Raw genomic sequence first — 15,844 nt, 5'->3', positions numbered from 1 at the left:
CGATGTCGCTCAAGGATCGATTCAGCGAAGAGCTGCGCTACCTCCATGAACTGGGGAACGATTTCGCCCAGGACAATCCACAACTTGCCCGGCTGCTGGGCAAGGGTGGTAGCGACCCCGATGTAGAGCGCTTGATGGAAGCCTTCGCCTTCCTGACGGCCAAGCTGCGCCTCAAGTTGGAGGACGACCTCCCAGAGCTGACGCACCCCATGTTGCAGCTACTGTGGCCCAACTACCTTCGTCCGCTGCCAAGCGCCACGATCATCCAGTTCACACCGCGCAAACAGGCGCTTAGCCAATCGCAACGCGTGCCAAGGGGGGCACGCCTGCTCTCCAAGCCTGTCGACGGAATTCCCTGTGAGTTCCGCACCTGTACCGCCGTGGACATTCACCCGTTCGAGATCAACGCGGTGGGCTCAACCCAAACGCTCGACAGTTCAGTGGTTCGCATCGACCTACACACCTTGGTCGAGCGCCCATTGAACACGCTCGAATGCACCAGCCTCGATTTTCACCTGAGCGGTACCACCCGAACAGCGCGGACACTGTACCTATGGATCGCTCACTATCTCAGCCATGTCAGCGTGACCATCAATGGTCAGGCTCGCCGGCTGCCGGCCAGTAGTATCGTCTTCCCAGGTTTCAGCCCGGACGACGCGTTGTTGCCTTATCCGCAGAACGTCTTCGACGGTTACCGGATTCTGCAGGAATATTTCATTTTTCCTGAGCGCTTTCACTTCTTCGCCCTGACGGGCCTGGAGAAGATCTGGCCTGGTCAGACCACGCAGCAAGTGGGTCTGGAATTCCACTTAACCCGTCAGCTACCGGACTCGCTGCGCATTGGCAAAGCGGATTTCAACCTGTTCTGCGCCCCTGCGGTAAACCTTTTCAAGCACAGTGCCGAGCCCATTGACCTCTCCAACGAGGCCGCCCAGGTCGAGCTCACACCCAAAGGCGCCGAGCGCCACGCCTACGAAATCTTCAGTGTCGATCAGGTGATCAGCACCCGCACGACAAGCGACGGAAGTACTGGTAAACACCTGCGAACCTTCCGCCCCTTCGAATCGTTCGCCCATGAGATCGAGCATGTTCAAGGGCGCACGGCGCTGTACTACCGCTACACCCTCGAAGATTCACTGCGTGGTGATGGCGTCACGCATCGCATCGCCTTCGTGCGTGCCGACGCCAATACCTATATCGGTGAGCTGGAAACGGCGTCCATCGACCTGACCTGCACCAACCGCGATCTGCCCCTGGCCCTGGGCATCGACGACATCAATGTGCTCTCCGAAGTCACCCCGCCGTTGACCACCTACACCAATATCTGTGCACCGACCCGCCCCTATCGGCCGGTGCTGGACGGCCAGTTGCAATGGGCCTTGATATCCAACATGTCGCTCAATTACTTGTCGCTGCTCTCAGCCGAGCCATTGAAGGCGGTAATTCGCGCTTATGACTTCGCGGCCTTGCACGACATCCAGCAGACACGCACCACCCGCAAACGCCTCGACGGCATTCGGGATATCCAAACGGCGCCTCTGGATTGGCTGATCAAAGGGCAGCCCATTCGCGGCCTGCGCACGCAACTGAAGCTCGACCAGGCCGCATTCCTCTGCGAAGGCGACCTGTACCTGTTCGGCTGTGTGCTCGCGCACTTCTTCGCCTTGTACGCCAGCATCAATTCCTTCCATCAGCTGGAAGTGATCAACATCACCAACAACGAGCACTACACATGGCCCATCCAGACCGGCAAGCAACCGCTGATCTAGCCGACAAGTTGCTCGCGGGCGCGCACCGGTACAACTTCTACCAGTTGCTCGAGCGCCTTCACGGGCTTCACGGAGACGATCTTGAACCCCGTTGGCCCAGCGAAGAAGCCCGCCTGCGCGTGCGGCTTGGCAGCGACCCGCGCCTGAGCTTTCCCGTTTCGGACATCTGCAAGGCCGAACGCATGCCCGAGGCACAAGATCGCTATCGCGTGTGCACCACGTTCATGGGCCTGCACGGCACTGATTCGCCTTTGCCCTCCTATTACCTGGAGCAGGTGGCATACGAGCATGCACAGGGTATCGGCGTGCGCCCGGCGTTCTTCGACTTCTTCAATCACTACCTGCTCAGCCTGCTACACCGTACCTGGCGCAAGTACCGCTACTACATTCGTTTCCAGCCGGGTGCCAGCGATGGATTCTCCCAATACATCTTTGCCCTGCTCGGATTGAATGACAAACAGCTGCGCGGCGACACGGCGTTACCCTGGAGCCGGCTGCTCAGTTTCGCCGGCGTCATCGCCAGCCGCAGCCGCGCACCGGGCACCGTTGCCGGCATCATCGCGCACTGCTTCGACCTGAAGCAGGTACAGATTCGCGAGTTCGAAACCCGCTTGGTACCCACAACAATCCAGCAACAGGTAAGCCTTGGCCGCAACAATGGTCAACTGGGCACTTCCTTCCTGGTTGGCAGTCGCACGCGGACTCGCAGCAGCAAGTTCACCATCGTGATCAGCGAGCTCGACCAGACACAGCTGCGTGACCTGTTGCCCAGCGGCATCAGCTTCAACCGCTTGCGTGCCCTGATCGACTTCCTGTTGCGCGACGGCTTGGCCTACGACCTGGAGCTGCGGCTGAAGCAGCACGCGCTGTCGCCCTTCTGCCTGCACTCCAGCCGTGGCGCTCAATTGGGCTGGACCAGCTTCGTCGATGACCGCCACGGCCAGATCAGCCCCGTCGTGCGGTTCCGGGGGCGCTCATGAGCACTTTGATCTTGAGCATCAGCAACCTCGACCAGTTGCAGCACAACGTCACCGCCCGGCACGAATTCGATCGTGCAGGTGGCACCGTCGGCAGCGCGGGAGCCGCGTGGCTGATCAATGATCGTGAGCAGGGCGTGGCGCCGATCCATTGCGAGATCCGCTGGATCGAAGGCGGCTTCTGCGTGATCGACCGCTGCGAGCGCACCTACCTGAACGACAACCTCGATAGCCTGGGGCCGCTATCGGCCAGGCGCTTGCTCGAGGGTGACCGGCTACGTGTTGGCGCTTATCGACTGCTGGTTCAGCTTTCACAAGCTGATGCTCGTTCGCTGGAAGAGTTGTTCAACACTGACTTGCGGGTGCTCGACCGACTCATCCTGGATACACCCGTGCAGCATTGGCTGCACAAGCCCATGGCTGCCCCAGTGGTCGCTGAGATCTGCTCGGTCTTCGATCCGGGCATGGGCAATGATCCCTTGGCTGCCCTGGAAGCAGTGACACGGCCGGTGCAAGAGAACCCGCTGGATCACCTGCTCACAGGAGAACGCTCATGACGCGTCATTCACTCATGGCCGGCCTTCTGGCGACACTGATCGGGTTCTCGGGCTGCACCGCCCTGAGCAAAATGGGCCAAGTCGCGATGGACCCCTCAATACCCGTCGGCGCGACCAAGGATCAGCCCACCGAAATCGCGTTCAGCATTAACGCCAGCCCCACGCTCAACAGCAACCCCAACAGCCTGCAAGCAGCGACTGAGCAAGAAAGCAGTCTGGAGCCCAGCCCCTACACGGTCAGCTTGAGCGCGGGCGACCCCTATGCCCTGGCCGAGAAAGTCGGGACCCTGCTCGAGTTTCTTCACGAGCAATTCCCAGCCTTTTCGCCCGTCGAACTGCCAGAGGACGAGGCCGATGAGCCGGCTCGTTCTCCCTTGGAGGAAAGCACGCCGGGCAACTACGAAGACTCGAATGTGGTACTGACCTTACCGCGTGCAACCACAGTGGCCCCCGAGCCGGTCGCCACCCCAATGGCCATCAAGATCCTGCAACTGCGCGACGACTCGCTGCTGCGCAACAGCATTTATGAGCTGTTGGACAAGGACCCCGCCAAGGTGCTGCGCAGCACCCACATTCGTGATGACGATTACCTGCTACGCCCCGGGCAATTCAAGTTCATTCCGTTTGCCGCTATCGAGGCCGAGACCCGGTTCATCGCGGTAATCGCCGACTACCGCCGCCAGGAAAACGCGACCTGGAGCCAGGTACTGCGCATTCCACCGCGCGGCCAACACATCATCTTGTCGGTCTTGCTCAACGACACGCAGATCCTGCTCAAGGAGGAGGACTGATGGCGCTGCAAGCCTGCCCTTTTCACTTACTCACGCTGACATGGAGCGCTCATGAGTTCACGTAATCCCGTCCTGTGGCCTGAAGGTCTGTTCGTCAAACCGCAGCATTTCCAGCAGGCTGGCCGTGCCGCTGAAGCGGCCCTGCATCAACGCCTTGGCAGCCTGAACGCAGCCTTTTATGGATTCAGCGAGCTGCAACTGAACGACGAATATTTGAGCCTGGGCAAGATCGCCATCACCCGCGCACGCGGCATCATGCCGGACGGCACGGTGTTCGATATCCCGGCAGATCTGCCACCGCCGCCGCCGCTGGAAATCGAGGACAACGGCACGAAAGACAGCGAGATCTACCTCTGCCTGCCACTGCGCACCGAGGGTGGCCGAGAGGTGAGCTGGCCCGACAATGCCGCCAACTTCCGCTACAGCGCACAGGCTCAGGAAATCAAGGACACCCATAGCGCCGACGGCGACTTGGCGCAGGTCGATCTGGCAGTGCCCAACCTTCAGCTCAAACGCAAGGCCGATGACAGCAGCGCTTACACCCGCCTTGCCATGGCACGCATTCTGGAGCGCCGGCCCGATGGCAGCCTGCAACTGGATGAAGGGTTTTACCCGACCAGCGTCTCGGTACGGGCGGTGCCGGCACTCCAGCGTTACCTTGAGGAGATCACCAATACCCTGCGCGAGCGCTCGCGCAACCTGGCTAGCCGGATAAGCGCATCGGGCCAGTCCGGTATTGCCGACATCCGCGACTTCAACCTGCTGCAGGCCATGAACCGCTGGTGGCCGTGCTTCCAGCACTTGGCCAGGCAGGGGCAGACACACCCCGAGCAGTTGTACCTGCATATGAGCCAGGCCTGTGGCGAATTCGTGACCTTCACCGACGAAAGCCGGCTGCCTCCAGAATTCCCCGCCTATCAGCACACCGCTTCGCGCACATCATTCAAGCCACTGCAGGACATTTTACGCCGCGCCCTGGGAACGGTCCTGCAACCGCGAGCCATCTCGCTGCCGCTAGACGCGCTGGATTACGGCGTGATGACAACAACGCTCGAAGACCGCCGCCTGATCGATGACGCGGACTTCATTCTCGCCGTGCGCGCGGACCTGCCGCCGCCAAATTTGCGCCGGCTGTTCCTGCAGAAAGCCAAGGTCACATCCCTGGAGACCTTGAATGACCTGGTGCATAAGCAGTTGCCCGGCATTGCGCTAAATCCGCTGCCTGTGGCCCCTCGCGATCTGCCCTTCCATGCGGGTTTCAGCTACTTCGAGCTCGACCGCCGCGACCCGGCCTGGGCTTGCATGAAGACGGCCAACGGTTTCGGGATTCATATCGCGGGGGAGTTCCCTGGGCTCGAGTTGCAGTTCTGGGCGATCAGGAGTGAATGAGATGCAAGAGAACAACCTCGCACACAATGAAACCGCATCAGCTCAAGCTGAGCAGATGCCATCAATGCTTGCAAAGCCTTTACCCACTGGCGCCGTGGCCTCCGAGGCAACCACACCAAAGCCCGCCCCTGATTACAAGGGCTACCCCGCCGATCCCGACTTTAAGCTACGGGGCGGCTACGACAACCTGATGCTGGACGCAGCCACACCGTTGCTTGGACTGGTCATTCGCCTACGCACGCTCGATGCGTTGCCCAACATCAAGGAAGTGCACCAGCAGGTGCGCAACCAGATTGAAAACATCCAGCAAGAGATGCGTCAGCATGGCTACGAGACCACGCAACTTCTGGCGTATTCCTATGGCTTGTGCCTGTTCATCGATGAAGCCGTGATGGAACGGCCATGGGGCCAGGCCAGCCTCTGGAGCCAGGAGCCCCTGCTCAGCATTTTCCACAGCGAAACGTTTGGCGGCGAAAAGATCTTCACCGTTATCTCGCGCCTGATGCAAGAACCCCAGCGCTACAAGGACGTGCTGGAGTTCATGTACTTCACCCTGTGCCTGGGGCTCAAAGGCAAGTACGCCCTCGCGCCCAAAGGCGCAGAGACGCTGAACACCCTCATTCACCAACTCCACGGAATCATCCGTGAACTACGAGGGCCCACGCCGACAACGGTCTGTGACCCCTACACCAACGTTGCCCCGCGCAACTTCCGCATGAATCGGCAATGGCCCTGGTGGAGCCCGCTGGTGATTTCCGCCATTGCCATGGCCGCGGCCTACGGCATCTACAGCTACCGCCTGCACCTGATAACCACAGAAGTGCTGGAGTCACTCAACGGCATCTTGCAGCAGTAAACCGCCGGCAGTCGGCACAACCGTATTCAACGAATTGACGCGGCGTTTGCCGCGTTGAAAAAGCCCATCGATTCCGATGGCCACGCTGCCGCTTATGCGCGTGCTTATCCACATGGACGCAGGAGAAACTGTCATGCCAACACCCGCTTACATCTCCATCGAAGGTAAGACTCAGGGGAACATCACCAAGGATGCCTTCACTGCCGACTCGGTTGGCAACATCTACGTCGAAGGTCACGAAGATCAAATTCTGGTACAGCAAATCAATCACCGCATAACCGTGCCCACCGACCCACAAAGCGGTCAGCCTGCTGGGCAGCGTGTTCACGGGCCTCTGATATTCACGTGTTCTCTCAATAAAGCGGTGCCCCTTCTGTACAGCGCACTGTCCAGTGGAGAACTGCTACCTAATGTGGAACTCAGCTGGTATCGCACTTCGATTGAGGGCAAACAAGAACGCTTCTTCACCACCAAATTGATCGATGCCGTCATCATCGATATCGACTTGGAGATGCCCCATGTTCAGAACCAGGAAAACAAAGACTTTACTCAGTTTTTCAAGGTATCGATGGCCTATCGCGGTATTGAGTGGGAGCACATCACCGCCAGCACGGCAGGTTCCGATGATTGGCGTAAACCACTAGAGGCAGCTGCGGCTGGCTGATTCAACGACGCTAGCTCGGGCAGGAAATCCTGCCCGGACTGCAAAGTCTAGGGCAGCGAAACAGGACTTCCCATGCCTCGTCAATCCAACCTCCGTTACAGCCTTCAGCCACTGGTTGGCAAGGCCGAATTCGAAGTGGTGTCGTTTGAACTCAAAGAAGCAATCAGCACACCCTTCAGCCTCGAACTGGAGTTGATCAGCTTCGAGCCCGAGATCAACTTCGGTCAACTGCTTGACAAGCCGGTGCTATTCACGATCTGGGACGGTGAACGACCCGTACGGTACGTACATGGCTTGGTCAGTGGTTTTAGCCAAGGCGAAAGTGGCTTTTATCGCACTTACTACCACGCACTGATCGAACCCATTTTGGCCCGCGCTGGTTTGCGCTCGAACTGGCGCACCTTCCAACAAAAGACCGTCCCGCAGATTCTCGAGCTGATGCTTCAGCGCCAGGGCATTGATCAATACGAGCTTCGCGCGAGCCTGGACCACCAAGTGCGCGAGTTCTGTGTGCAAGCGGGCGAGACCGACCTCGACTTCATCGCCCGCTTGGCGGCTGAAGAGGGCTTCGTCTATCGCTTTGAGCACAGCGAAAAACTGCACAAGTTGATCATCACGGATCAGCTGCAATCCCTTGGACAGATCAGTCATGGCGCGCTCAACACCGAGAACGATGACGAAGGCTTCTTCGATAGCGAGGACGTTTTCGACCCCAACACCGTCCTGTATCAATCCAACAGTGGCGGCGATCAGGCCAGGCCTTGCCTTCGGCGCTTGCGCTATAGCGAGCAGGTACGAACCTCGCGACAGGTCCAGCGCGACTACACCTTCACTCACCCGGCGTATCGCCAGGAACACCGTGCTTCCGGCCCTTTCCTGGAACACCAGTCCACCGAGTATGAACGCTTCGACTATCCCGGTCGCTACAAACGCGATGCCGTGGGCAAACCGTTCACCGAAAACCGGATCACTGCCCTGCGCCATGATGTGCGCATTGCGGAAGTTCAGGGCGATGACGTAAGGCTGCAGCCTGGGCTCAGCTTCACGCTCACAGGCCACCCACGTGATGATCTGAATGCGCATTGGCGTGTGAACAGCGTGGTTCACAAGGGCAGCCAGTTCACCAGTCTGCAGGAGGAAGCCGCTGGCCTCGACCAGAGCACACGCTATGAGCAAACCGCTCAGCTTGTTCCCGGCAGAACCGAGTGGCGCCCTGCTCCGCTGGCAAAGCCCCGCGTCGACGGTCCTCACATGGCCACCGTGGTCGGGCCGTCCGGTGAGGAGATCTATTGCGACGAATGGGGCCGGGTCAAGGTCAGCTTTCCCTGGGACCGGGAGAGCAACAACAACGAGTTCAGCTCCTGCTGGGTGCGGGTATCCCAGGGATGGGCAGGTGGCAGCTGGGGGGCGATGGCCATACCGCGTATCGGCCAGGACGTGATCATTCAGTACGTCAACGGTGACCCCGACCAACCGATGATCACCGGGCGCACCTATTGCGGTAACCAGTTGCCACCCTACGACTTGCCCGACCACAAGACCCGCATGACCATCAAGAGCCAGACCCACAAGGGCGATGGCTTCAACGAGCTGCGGTTCGAGGATGAGCTGGGCCGGCAGGAGGTGTTTATCCATGCGCAGAAGGACCAGAACAACGTCGTCAAACACAACGAAACCACTTTCGTCGGCAATGACCGCAGTGAACAGGTCGATCATGACGAGACGCTCAGTATCGGGCATGACCGCAGCCAAAGGGTGGGCAATGATGAGCGGGTCCGGATTGGCCAGGATACGTTTGTCGATATAGGCCGAAATCAGAAAATAAACATCGCCAAAGACCGTATAGAGGCCGTCGGCAATCATCGCCACGACCGGATCACAGCCAATCACCACATCAGCGTCGGCGGCAATCTTGAGCAGCAGGTCGAGGGCCATGCAGAGCTGGAGGCGGGACTGGAAATCCGCAGGCGCACCCGACGCTATGACCTTCGAACAGCGGAAGCTGTAATCATCCAAGGGCCTGGAGGCTCCATCCGGATTGATGACAAGGGCATCACCCTGGACAGCCCGACCATACACATCAACGGCGTCCTGCTCCAATCTCCAAGCGGTAGCACCAATCACTTTTCCATCAGCAGCGCACCCATCACTGGCAAACCTCTGGAGCGCCTATGCGGGCGACGCCCCGATGGCACCTGCCCGTTGCCCGACTGCCGCTGTATCAAAGGGCCAGTCCAATGAATACAACACCCTCGCAGCTGGCCGGCGAACCTCTCGGACATCCTTATCGCTTCATCCTGCTCATGACCCGCGAGCTCGAGTACTGGGCCTACCGGCCCATACCGCAAGAAGGCGAATTGGTGCCGGCCTATGCCCCATCAGTACTCGACCTCATCCATAACGTCAGCCGAAATACTCAACATGCATGGCTATGGAAGCGCAGCGCGCTGGACGACTGCCACGAATTTGGCCCTTTGCTGGTCGACGTTTCAGAAGCGCCCGAACTGCTTGCCCATGCAATCACCACCTGGATGCCCGTTGGCGGGGCCATAGCACTGGATAGCGAAGCTTGTCTCGCAGTGCTAGCGGACCATTTCACCAGCCTTACTCAGGTCACGCTCCCGGATCAGGGAACAGCCAATTTTTATTTCAAGCCGGATCATCTTGCAGCCTGGCTCGATGCATTGGACGGCGATCATCGCGCCACCTGGCTTGGGCCTGTGTCGTCACTGGCCTGGCGAGTCAACTGGGGGCCGGCCCATGAATGGAAAACACTCGAACGCCCCCCGACTACTGCCCGCCTGATATCGCAAGCACCGCTGCGCCTTCGCGTACATGAAATGGGCCGGCTGCACGCAGGTATACGCGAGCACTTCATCCTCACGCTGGCGCACGAAGTCTTGGCCATGCCACCCCATGCCACCCAAACGTTAGCCGCCATCAGGGAATGGATTGAAGCCCTGTTGCCGCAGCTGAAGTCCCTCAACTTTCGCGACGAGGAAACTGCAGGTCAGTTCATTCGGCTGATGGCCGGGCACATGTGGCTGATGAGCAGTGACCAGGCTACGAAGATCTACACCAACCTCAACGAGTCGCCCCAGGCCCGTCTTCGCGAGCTGCACGCACTGGTCCAAATCAAGGAATCCACCCATGACTAACACCGCCGTCGGCAGCGCCACCTCCGGCCCTGCCTGCAGCCCACGCGTGCCCATCCTGCCGGTGCGCTATGCCATCGTCCCGCGTACGGGCGATGCCCCTGCCTGTCGCTACGCAGGCGCAGGCTTCAATCTGGAACAAGGCTTCGCCCCGCTGCAGCATTCGTCCTACACCCTGCGCACGCTGCGCCCAGGTTACATCTACGTGTTCATGAAAGGCCCCCAGGGCGAAAAGCTGGTCATTCATGAGTACGACGGCGAAGGACGCTACCAGGAGCTGCGCTATCAAGGGCTGGAGCGCTATCACCAACGTGACCGCTACCTGTCCGGTCAGAGCATGGGCTGGGTCTGGGCCGATACCTGTCAGGACACCGCCAAGGAAGTGTGGATCGGCTACAGCCCGCACCTGTGGACCAACGCCACGACTGCCCGCATCACCGCATCAGCAGCCCTGCGCAAACGGCATATGCGCCAGCTGGACATGGCCGAGCTGATTGCCGGCAACCAGGCCCCCTCCACCCAGCCCCATGTACTGCCGCTCAGTGCGTTGCAAGACTGGGTCGAAGACTACAAACCGGCAAGCCGGCGTATGTCCCTGACCTGGAGCAGCCACGCGTCCACAACCACCTTGTCCGTCGGTAGGCTCAACGCCATTGCCCGGGACTATCCCAGCACCCAGCCGAAAATACCGGTGGTGGTGGCGCTGGCTGATGCTGAAGGCATGGCCCTGGACCTGAGCCTGTCGGTCTCGGCTTATCAGCACCAACTGCACGACCTGATACCTGCCGAGCAGCTCGAACACACCAAGCCCGCGCAAGGCTCCGAGCAGGCAGGCGTACCGGCGTGCTACCAGCTCGATGCCGAACGGCTCAGCCAGCAGAGTCGCGATTTTCACCATCGCAACCTGGTCGCCCTGTTGCTGAACAAAACACTGGAGACGATGTACCCGGCGGATATGCCCGCTACCGAAGTGGTCGAGATAAGGCTGCAGTCCACCCGTACCGGACGCCCCCTCTCCCCGGGCGAGGCACGTTATCGGGCCCTCACTCACGAGGACTATTCCCCGAACGGTGCGCGTTTGGCGCTGCGCATCGATACCGACAAATACCTGCAGTTCCTCGCCGAACGCGATGAGCTGGAGCAACGCATTGCAGGCCTGCGCAACCTTGCCCTGCAAGCCAGTCATGATCACGACGCGTGGCTGGCCACGGCCGAAGCCGCACATATCGATGACCCCTACAGCCTCGCCGCCGCACTGGCGTGCTATGACCGCGACGAACGCATCTCGGCCCGTGGCCTGGAAATCTCCCTGGCCCTGCTGATTTACCCGATGGGCCAGCCGACACCCGGTACCGAAGACCGAGACCGGCGCTTCAAACGCCTGGAACAGTGGCTGGACCAGCACGACAGCCCGCTCTACACCGCCCTGGCGCCGTTCAACCCCTTCAAGGACAAAGCCGATGCGCCCGGCAGTGTGCTGGGTGGTGGCGATAATGTCATCGAAGGGCTGGCCGGGCGTTTTCCGGCCATTGCCGACATCACCGATCTCACGGCCCAGTCCGTCAACGCCGTGGTGCTCAAACGCCTGCGTGGCCAGACCCGCTGGGACGCCAGCCATACCCTGCGTCAGCAAGTACTGCTGGCGGCGCGTGAGGCCAATGCCGAGAAAGCGCTGGGGCTGTTGGCGGCGCGTTACCAGATCACCGACCAGGCCATCCGCGAAAACCCGTTCAGCCAGGAGGTGGAGCGGTATTTGAAGAGCGGCATGGCGCAGGTTGAGGAAATGAAGCAGCTGCGTATTTCGGGCAATCGGACGGTGGCGGTTGAGTTGACCACCACTGCGCGGGTTAAACCCAACTTTCTCGGGTTGCTCACGTCAGGCGGAGGCGGTGGTCTGAACGCCGGGATGCTGTGGTTCAACGTGATCTCGCTGAAGACGGCTTACAACAGCCTGCAGAAAAGCAATGCGCCGGAATACACCTTGGGGTTTGCGGCATCGATTTTCGGGGTGATTGGTGCGGCCGCGGCGACATTGGTCAGCGTACGGGCAACGCAGAAGGCCGTGATGCTGCGATTGAGTTCGACGGCGCCGGGGATGGCGTTTGGTAATGGCGTGATCAAGTTTTTGAGCAGTAATCTCTTTGCGCGTTTAGCGGGTTACCCTGCAATAATTTTTGGCTTTTCCTCGGACGCCTTTAAGGCGTGGCGCCAGTACGCTAACGGTAGCTCAACTGCCGCTGGATATACGGCGGGCGGTGGGCTGACGATAGCCGCTGGTTCTGTGGTCGCCCTTGAGGCGGGACTCGCAATTGCGGGACCTACGTCAGTAGTGCCCTTTGCCGGGTGGGCCGCAGCAGGGCTAGTAGTTCTAGGAATAGCGATTATTTCCGGAGGCTTATACCTTCACGCCCAGGCGCATGCGCACCTGCACTCCCCTATTGAGTTCTGGGCAGCACGGAGCATTTTCGGCAATCGTGAAAACGATGGAGAGGTGCGTTCCGAAATCATTCTGGATCATGAACAAAAACTCCCCGCATTTCCTTCGCTGCAAGAAGAACTCAAAGCCTGGCACGATGTGCATTACGGTCCAAAGTTAATATCCGCAGAAGAAGCGCGATCCTTTGGGATAACCGGGGTCGACAGCGGTTGGCATGAAAATAATTATTGGGCACCCGCAAACTGGACCGCCATCACCCATAACGAAGTCACCACTACACAACCCACCGTGGATTTCACAGTGTTCCTACCGAGCTTCATCGTAGGCACAAGCGAATGGTCAGGTAGCTTGAGCAGCCTTCGCGAAAACGGCGAAATGGTCGTCTTTCCACTTGCCGCTGTTTGTTACGTTGTCGGCACCGGCCTGATCCTGAACTTCAAGAACACGATAAACAACCACAACCATGCCTCATTGCATTTAGCCTACCACCCCAATCAAGGCTTAAGTGAAGAAAATGAGGTTAATTCAATTTTTCGTCTTGAGCGCTAATCATGTCAGTTATTTGGGCATTAAATACAAATTCGGATTCTGGATACAAAGCTGCCATTACTGGACAATTAGCAAGCCTATCTGGAGATACATTATGCCTACGAAACCCTTGGGTAACAGACTCCGTATTTATGGGAAAGCTTTATACCGTTATGATAATCGGAGTAATGACCAGCAGCTACCCAGGCCTACTATCAATCAGAACATCAAACCTCGACACCCCCGATCTTATTTTCATAGCCACAATGACACTTGCGCCCTTAGTTTTTCTCCCCTTCCTGCTTTATCGAATCTATTTCATAAAGAATTTATCCGGATTTTACTTCAACCACGCAACCAAAAAAATATACTACCAACGAGGAAAAAAGCTGTTCACTTTCGACTGGAACACTACAGGCGGTGGCTTTTTCAAGCGCACTGAATACGGTGGCGCATCCTTTAGTACTTCTTATGCACTTGCCTTTGCCCCCTACAGAGAAGACGGCAGCCTCCACCAAAAAGACTGCCTCTGGGTCGACAGCAACGAGCCTACCGAACCGGGCTTCAAACACGTTGCCGAAGTCTGGGAATACCTTCGCCACTTCATGAACCACGGCCCAGCCAAACTCCCTCCTCCGGGCGAACCCAACTGGTGGCATCGGCCGCTTCACGCCATCTGCCTCACCCCGGCAGAAGCCTGGCGCCACTACGCCCCCTGGCGAACCGGCGAGCCCGGAGAAATGCAGGGCAAGAAGAACTGGCAACTGCCGTTCTGGGCCGTGTTGTTCCCCTACAACCTCGGCCTTGCCCTCTGCTGGTACGGCGTATGCCGCCTCTTCAATGTCCGGGCTGCACCGCCTCCACCAGAGGCCTTCGAGCAAGCCCCAGTACGCTCAACCAAAAGGCAGCGTAAATGACCGACGGCTCTGCCAACAGCGCCACCTTCGGCCCTTCCTGCAGCCCACGCGTACCCATCCTGCCCCCTATTGAGCTCTGGGCAGCACGGAGCATTTTCGGCAATCGTAAAAACGATGGAGAGGTGCATCCCGAAATCGTACTGGATCATGAAAAAAAACTTCCTCCATTCCCTTATCTGCAAGACGAACTTAAAGCCTGGCAAGATGTGCATTACGGACCAAGGCTAATATCCGCAGAAGAAGCGCGATCCTTTGGCATGACCGGGGTCGACAGTGGCTGGCATGAAAATAATTATTGGGCACCAGCAAACTGGACCGCCATCACCCACAACGAAGTCACCACCACACAACCCACCGTGGAATTCACAGTATTCCTACCGGGCTTTATCGTAGGCACAAGCGAATGGTCAGCTAGCTTGAGCAGCCTTCGTGAAGACGGAGAAATGGTCGTCTTTCCACTTGCTGCTATTTGCTACGTTATAGGCGCCGGCTTAATTCTGAATTTCAAGAACACCATAAACAACCAAACTCATGCCTCACTGCATTTAGCCTATAGCTCCAACCAAGGCTTGAATGAAGGAAATGAGGTTAGTTCAATTTTTCGTCTCGAGCGCTAATAATGTCAGTCATTTGGGCACTTAATATAAACTCGGATTCCGGATACAAACCAGCCATTACTGGACAGTTAGCAAACCTGTCTGGAGATATATTAAGCCTGCGAAATCCTCGGGTAACAGACTCCGTATTTATGGGGAAAATCTATACCGCACTAATTATCGGAGTAATGACTGGCATTTACCCAAGCCTTCTATCAATCAAAATATTAAACCTCGACACCCTCAACCTTGCCTTCATAGCCATAATGACACTTACACCCTTCGTTTTTTCCCCTTCTTGCTTTATAGAATATATTTTATAAAGAATCTCTCCGGATTTTACTTCAACCGTGCAACCAAAAAAATATACTACCAGCGAGGAAGAAAGCTGTTCACTTTCGAGTGGAACACTACAGGCGGTTGCTTTTTCAAGCGAACTGAATATGGTGGCGCATCCTTCAGCACTTCCTATGCACTTGCCTTTGCTCCCTACAGAGAAGACGGCAGCCTCCACCAAAAAGACTGCCTCTGGGTCGACAGCAACGAGCCCACCGAACCGGGCTTCAAACACGTCGCCGAAGTCTGGGAATACATTCGCCACTTCATGAACCACGGCCCGGCCAAACTCCCTCCTCCCGGCGAACCCAACTGGTGGTACCGACCGCTTCATGCCATCTGCCTCACCCCGGCAGAAGCCTGGCGCCACTACGCTCCCTGGCGAACCGGCGAGCCCGGAGAAATGCAGGGCAAGAAGAACTGGCAACTACCGTTCTGGACTGTGTTGTTCCCCTACAACCTTGGCCTCGCCCTCTTCTGGTACGGCGTGTGCCGCCTGTTCAATGTCCGGGCAGCACCGCCCCCGCCACAGGCCTTCGACGAAGCCCCTGTTCAACTAAAAAAAGGAAAGCGCAAATGAAACCCATCGTACTCGTAGGCCATCGCCATAGTTGCCCTATCCATGGCGAAGGCACCGTAGAAACAGGCGCAAGCGCAGCATTCGTGGATGGCAGGGCAATAGCACGCGTCGGCGACCGAATCAGTTGTGGCGCTATCATCGAAACCGGTGCTGGCAGCACGATCATCGAGGGCCAACCGGCGGCAAGGGAGGGAGACACCACCAGCCATGGCGGAACCTTGGTCGAGGGTGATCCGGGTTGGCTGATTGATTGACAGCAAAGCCGGCAGATGGCTTTGACAACAAGAACGAA

The 15,844-nt window shown here is 58.2% G+C and carries 13 protein-coding genes and 1 pseudogene; all 14 read left to right on the top strand.

Going from position 1 to position 15,844, the window contains the following annotated elements; genetic code table 11:
* The first annotated feature begins 2 nt into the window (after positions 1–2).
* The 14 genes and pseudogenes from tssF to CCOS191_RS27180 all read left to right on the top strand — a co-directional run bounded on the left by tssF (position 3) and on the right by CCOS191_RS27180 (position 15,806).
* Positions 3–1,769: a type VI secretion system baseplate subunit TssF gene (gene tssF, locus CCOS191_RS10390; RefSeq protein WP_046855113.1), complete on the top strand. Its 1,767-nt coding sequence runs from the start codon at positions 3–5 to the stop codon at positions 1,767–1,769.
* On the top strand, positions 1,733–2,749 hold the full coding sequence (gene tssG / locus CCOS191_RS10385; protein WP_046855112.1) for a type VI secretion system baseplate subunit TssG: 1,017 nt from the start codon (positions 1,733–1,735) through the stop codon (positions 2,747–2,749). Before tssF ends, tssG begins: the two co-directional genes overlap by 37 nt.
* A complete protein-coding gene (locus CCOS191_RS10380) occupies positions 2,746–3,303 on the top strand; it encodes an FHA domain-containing protein (RefSeq protein ID WP_046855111.1) in 558 nt (185 codons plus the stop codon). The genes tssG and CCOS191_RS10380 overlap by 4 nt, the downstream gene beginning before the upstream one ends.
* Positions 3,300–4,094, top strand: coding sequence for a type VI secretion system lipoprotein TssJ (tssJ, locus tag CCOS191_RS10375; protein ID WP_046855110.1), 795 nt, complete (start codon positions 3,300–3,302; stop codon positions 4,092–4,094). Before CCOS191_RS10380 ends, tssJ begins: the two co-directional genes overlap by 4 nt.
* 51 nt (positions 4,095–4,145) lie before the next feature.
* The gene (gene tssK, locus CCOS191_RS10370) at positions 4,146–5,483 is read left to right on the top strand and encodes a type VI secretion system baseplate subunit TssK (protein ID WP_046855109.1); all 1,338 of its coding nucleotides are present in this window, start codon (positions 4,146–4,148) and stop codon (positions 5,481–5,483) included.
* Between the two features lies 1 nt (position 5,484).
* A complete protein-coding gene (icmH, locus tag CCOS191_RS10365; RefSeq protein WP_046855108.1) occupies positions 5,485–6,339 on the top strand; it encodes a type IVB secretion system protein IcmH/DotU in 855 nt (284 codons plus the stop codon).
* A gap of 133 nt (positions 6,340–6,472) precedes the next feature.
* Complete coding sequence (locus CCOS191_RS10360; protein WP_046857746.1) at positions 6,473–7,003, top strand: Hcp family type VI secretion system effector; 531 nt, start codon at positions 6,473–6,475, stop codon at positions 7,001–7,003.
* Positions 7,004–7,075: 72 nt separating this feature from the next.
* Complete coding sequence (locus tag CCOS191_RS10355) at positions 7,076–9,244, top strand: type VI secretion system Vgr family protein (protein WP_046855107.1); 2,169 nt, start codon at positions 7,076–7,078, stop codon at positions 9,242–9,244.
* The gene (locus tag CCOS191_RS10350; RefSeq protein ID WP_046855106.1) at positions 9,241–10,161 is read left to right on the top strand and encodes a DUF4123 domain-containing protein; all 921 of its coding nucleotides are present in this window, start codon (positions 9,241–9,243) and stop codon (positions 10,159–10,161) included. Before CCOS191_RS10355 ends, CCOS191_RS10350 begins: the two co-directional genes overlap by 4 nt.
* Complete coding sequence (locus tag CCOS191_RS10345; protein WP_046855105.1) at positions 10,154–13,144, top strand: T6SS effector BTH_I2691 family protein; 2,991 nt, start codon at positions 10,154–10,156, stop codon at positions 13,142–13,144. The genes CCOS191_RS10350 and CCOS191_RS10345 overlap by 8 nt, the downstream gene beginning before the upstream one ends.
* A 2-nt stretch (positions 13,145–13,146) precedes the next feature.
* On the top strand, positions 13,147–14,040 hold the full coding sequence (locus tag CCOS191_RS10340) for a hypothetical protein (protein ID WP_046855104.1): 894 nt from the start codon (positions 13,147–13,149) through the stop codon (positions 14,038–14,040).
* Positions 14,037–14,657 carry a hypothetical protein gene (locus CCOS191_RS27870; protein WP_156177532.1) on the top strand — a complete coding sequence of 207 codons (621 nt, stop codon included), beginning with the start codon at positions 14,037–14,039 and terminating at the stop codon, positions 14,655–14,657. Before CCOS191_RS10340 ends, CCOS191_RS27870 begins: the two co-directional genes overlap by 4 nt.
* 2 nt (positions 14,658–14,659) lie before the next feature.
* Positions 14,660–15,552, top strand: a pseudogene (locus CCOS191_RS27185) (hypothetical protein).
* A complete protein-coding gene (locus CCOS191_RS27180; protein ID WP_082120393.1) occupies positions 15,549–15,806 on the top strand; it encodes a PAAR domain-containing protein in 258 nt (85 codons plus the stop codon). The pseudogene CCOS191_RS27185 and the gene CCOS191_RS27180 overlap by 4 nt, the downstream one beginning before the upstream one ends.
* Positions 15,807–15,844 lie beyond the last annotated feature (38 nt).

Source organism: Pseudomonas sp. CCOS 191, assembly GCF_001007005.1.
GTDB lineage: Bacteria > Pseudomonadota > Gammaproteobacteria > Pseudomonadales > Pseudomonadaceae > Aquipseudomonas > Aquipseudomonas soli.
This window is presented reverse-complemented; position numbering and strand designations above follow the sequence as displayed.

Coding starts and splice junctions, on each gene's coding strand:
- tssF (WP_046855113.1), top strand. CDS start 3: ATGTCGCTCAAGGATCGATTCAGCGAAGAGCTGCGCTACCTCCATGAA.
- tssG (WP_046855112.1), top strand. CDS start 1,733: ATGGCCCATCCAGACCGGCAAGCAACCGCTGATCTAGCCGACAAGTTG.
- CCOS191_RS10380 (WP_046855111.1), top strand. CDS start 2,746: ATGAGCACTTTGATCTTGAGCATCAGCAACCTCGACCAGTTGCAGCAC.
- tssJ (WP_046855110.1), top strand. CDS start 3,300: ATGACGCGTCATTCACTCATGGCCGGCCTTCTGGCGACACTGATCGGG.
- tssK (WP_046855109.1), top strand. CDS start 4,146: ATGAGTTCACGTAATCCCGTCCTGTGGCCTGAAGGTCTGTTCGTCAAA.
- icmH (WP_046855108.1), top strand. CDS start 5,485: ATGCAAGAGAACAACCTCGCACACAATGAAACCGCATCAGCTCAAGCT.
- CCOS191_RS10360 (WP_046857746.1), top strand. CDS start 6,473: ATGCCAACACCCGCTTACATCTCCATCGAAGGTAAGACTCAGGGGAAC.
- CCOS191_RS10355 (WP_046855107.1), top strand. CDS start 7,076: ATGCCTCGTCAATCCAACCTCCGTTACAGCCTTCAGCCACTGGTTGGC.
- CCOS191_RS10350 (WP_046855106.1), top strand. CDS start 9,241: ATGAATACAACACCCTCGCAGCTGGCCGGCGAACCTCTCGGACATCCT.
- CCOS191_RS10345 (WP_046855105.1), top strand. CDS start 10,154: ATGACTAACACCGCCGTCGGCAGCGCCACCTCCGGCCCTGCCTGCAGC.
- CCOS191_RS10340 (WP_046855104.1), top strand. CDS start 13,147: ATGTCAGTTATTTGGGCATTAAATACAAATTCGGATTCTGGATACAAA.
- CCOS191_RS27870 (WP_156177532.1), top strand. CDS start 14,037: ATGACCGACGGCTCTGCCAACAGCGCCACCTTCGGCCCTTCCTGCAGC.
- CCOS191_RS27180 (WP_082120393.1), top strand. CDS start 15,549: ATGAAACCCATCGTACTCGTAGGCCATCGCCATAGTTGCCCTATCCAT.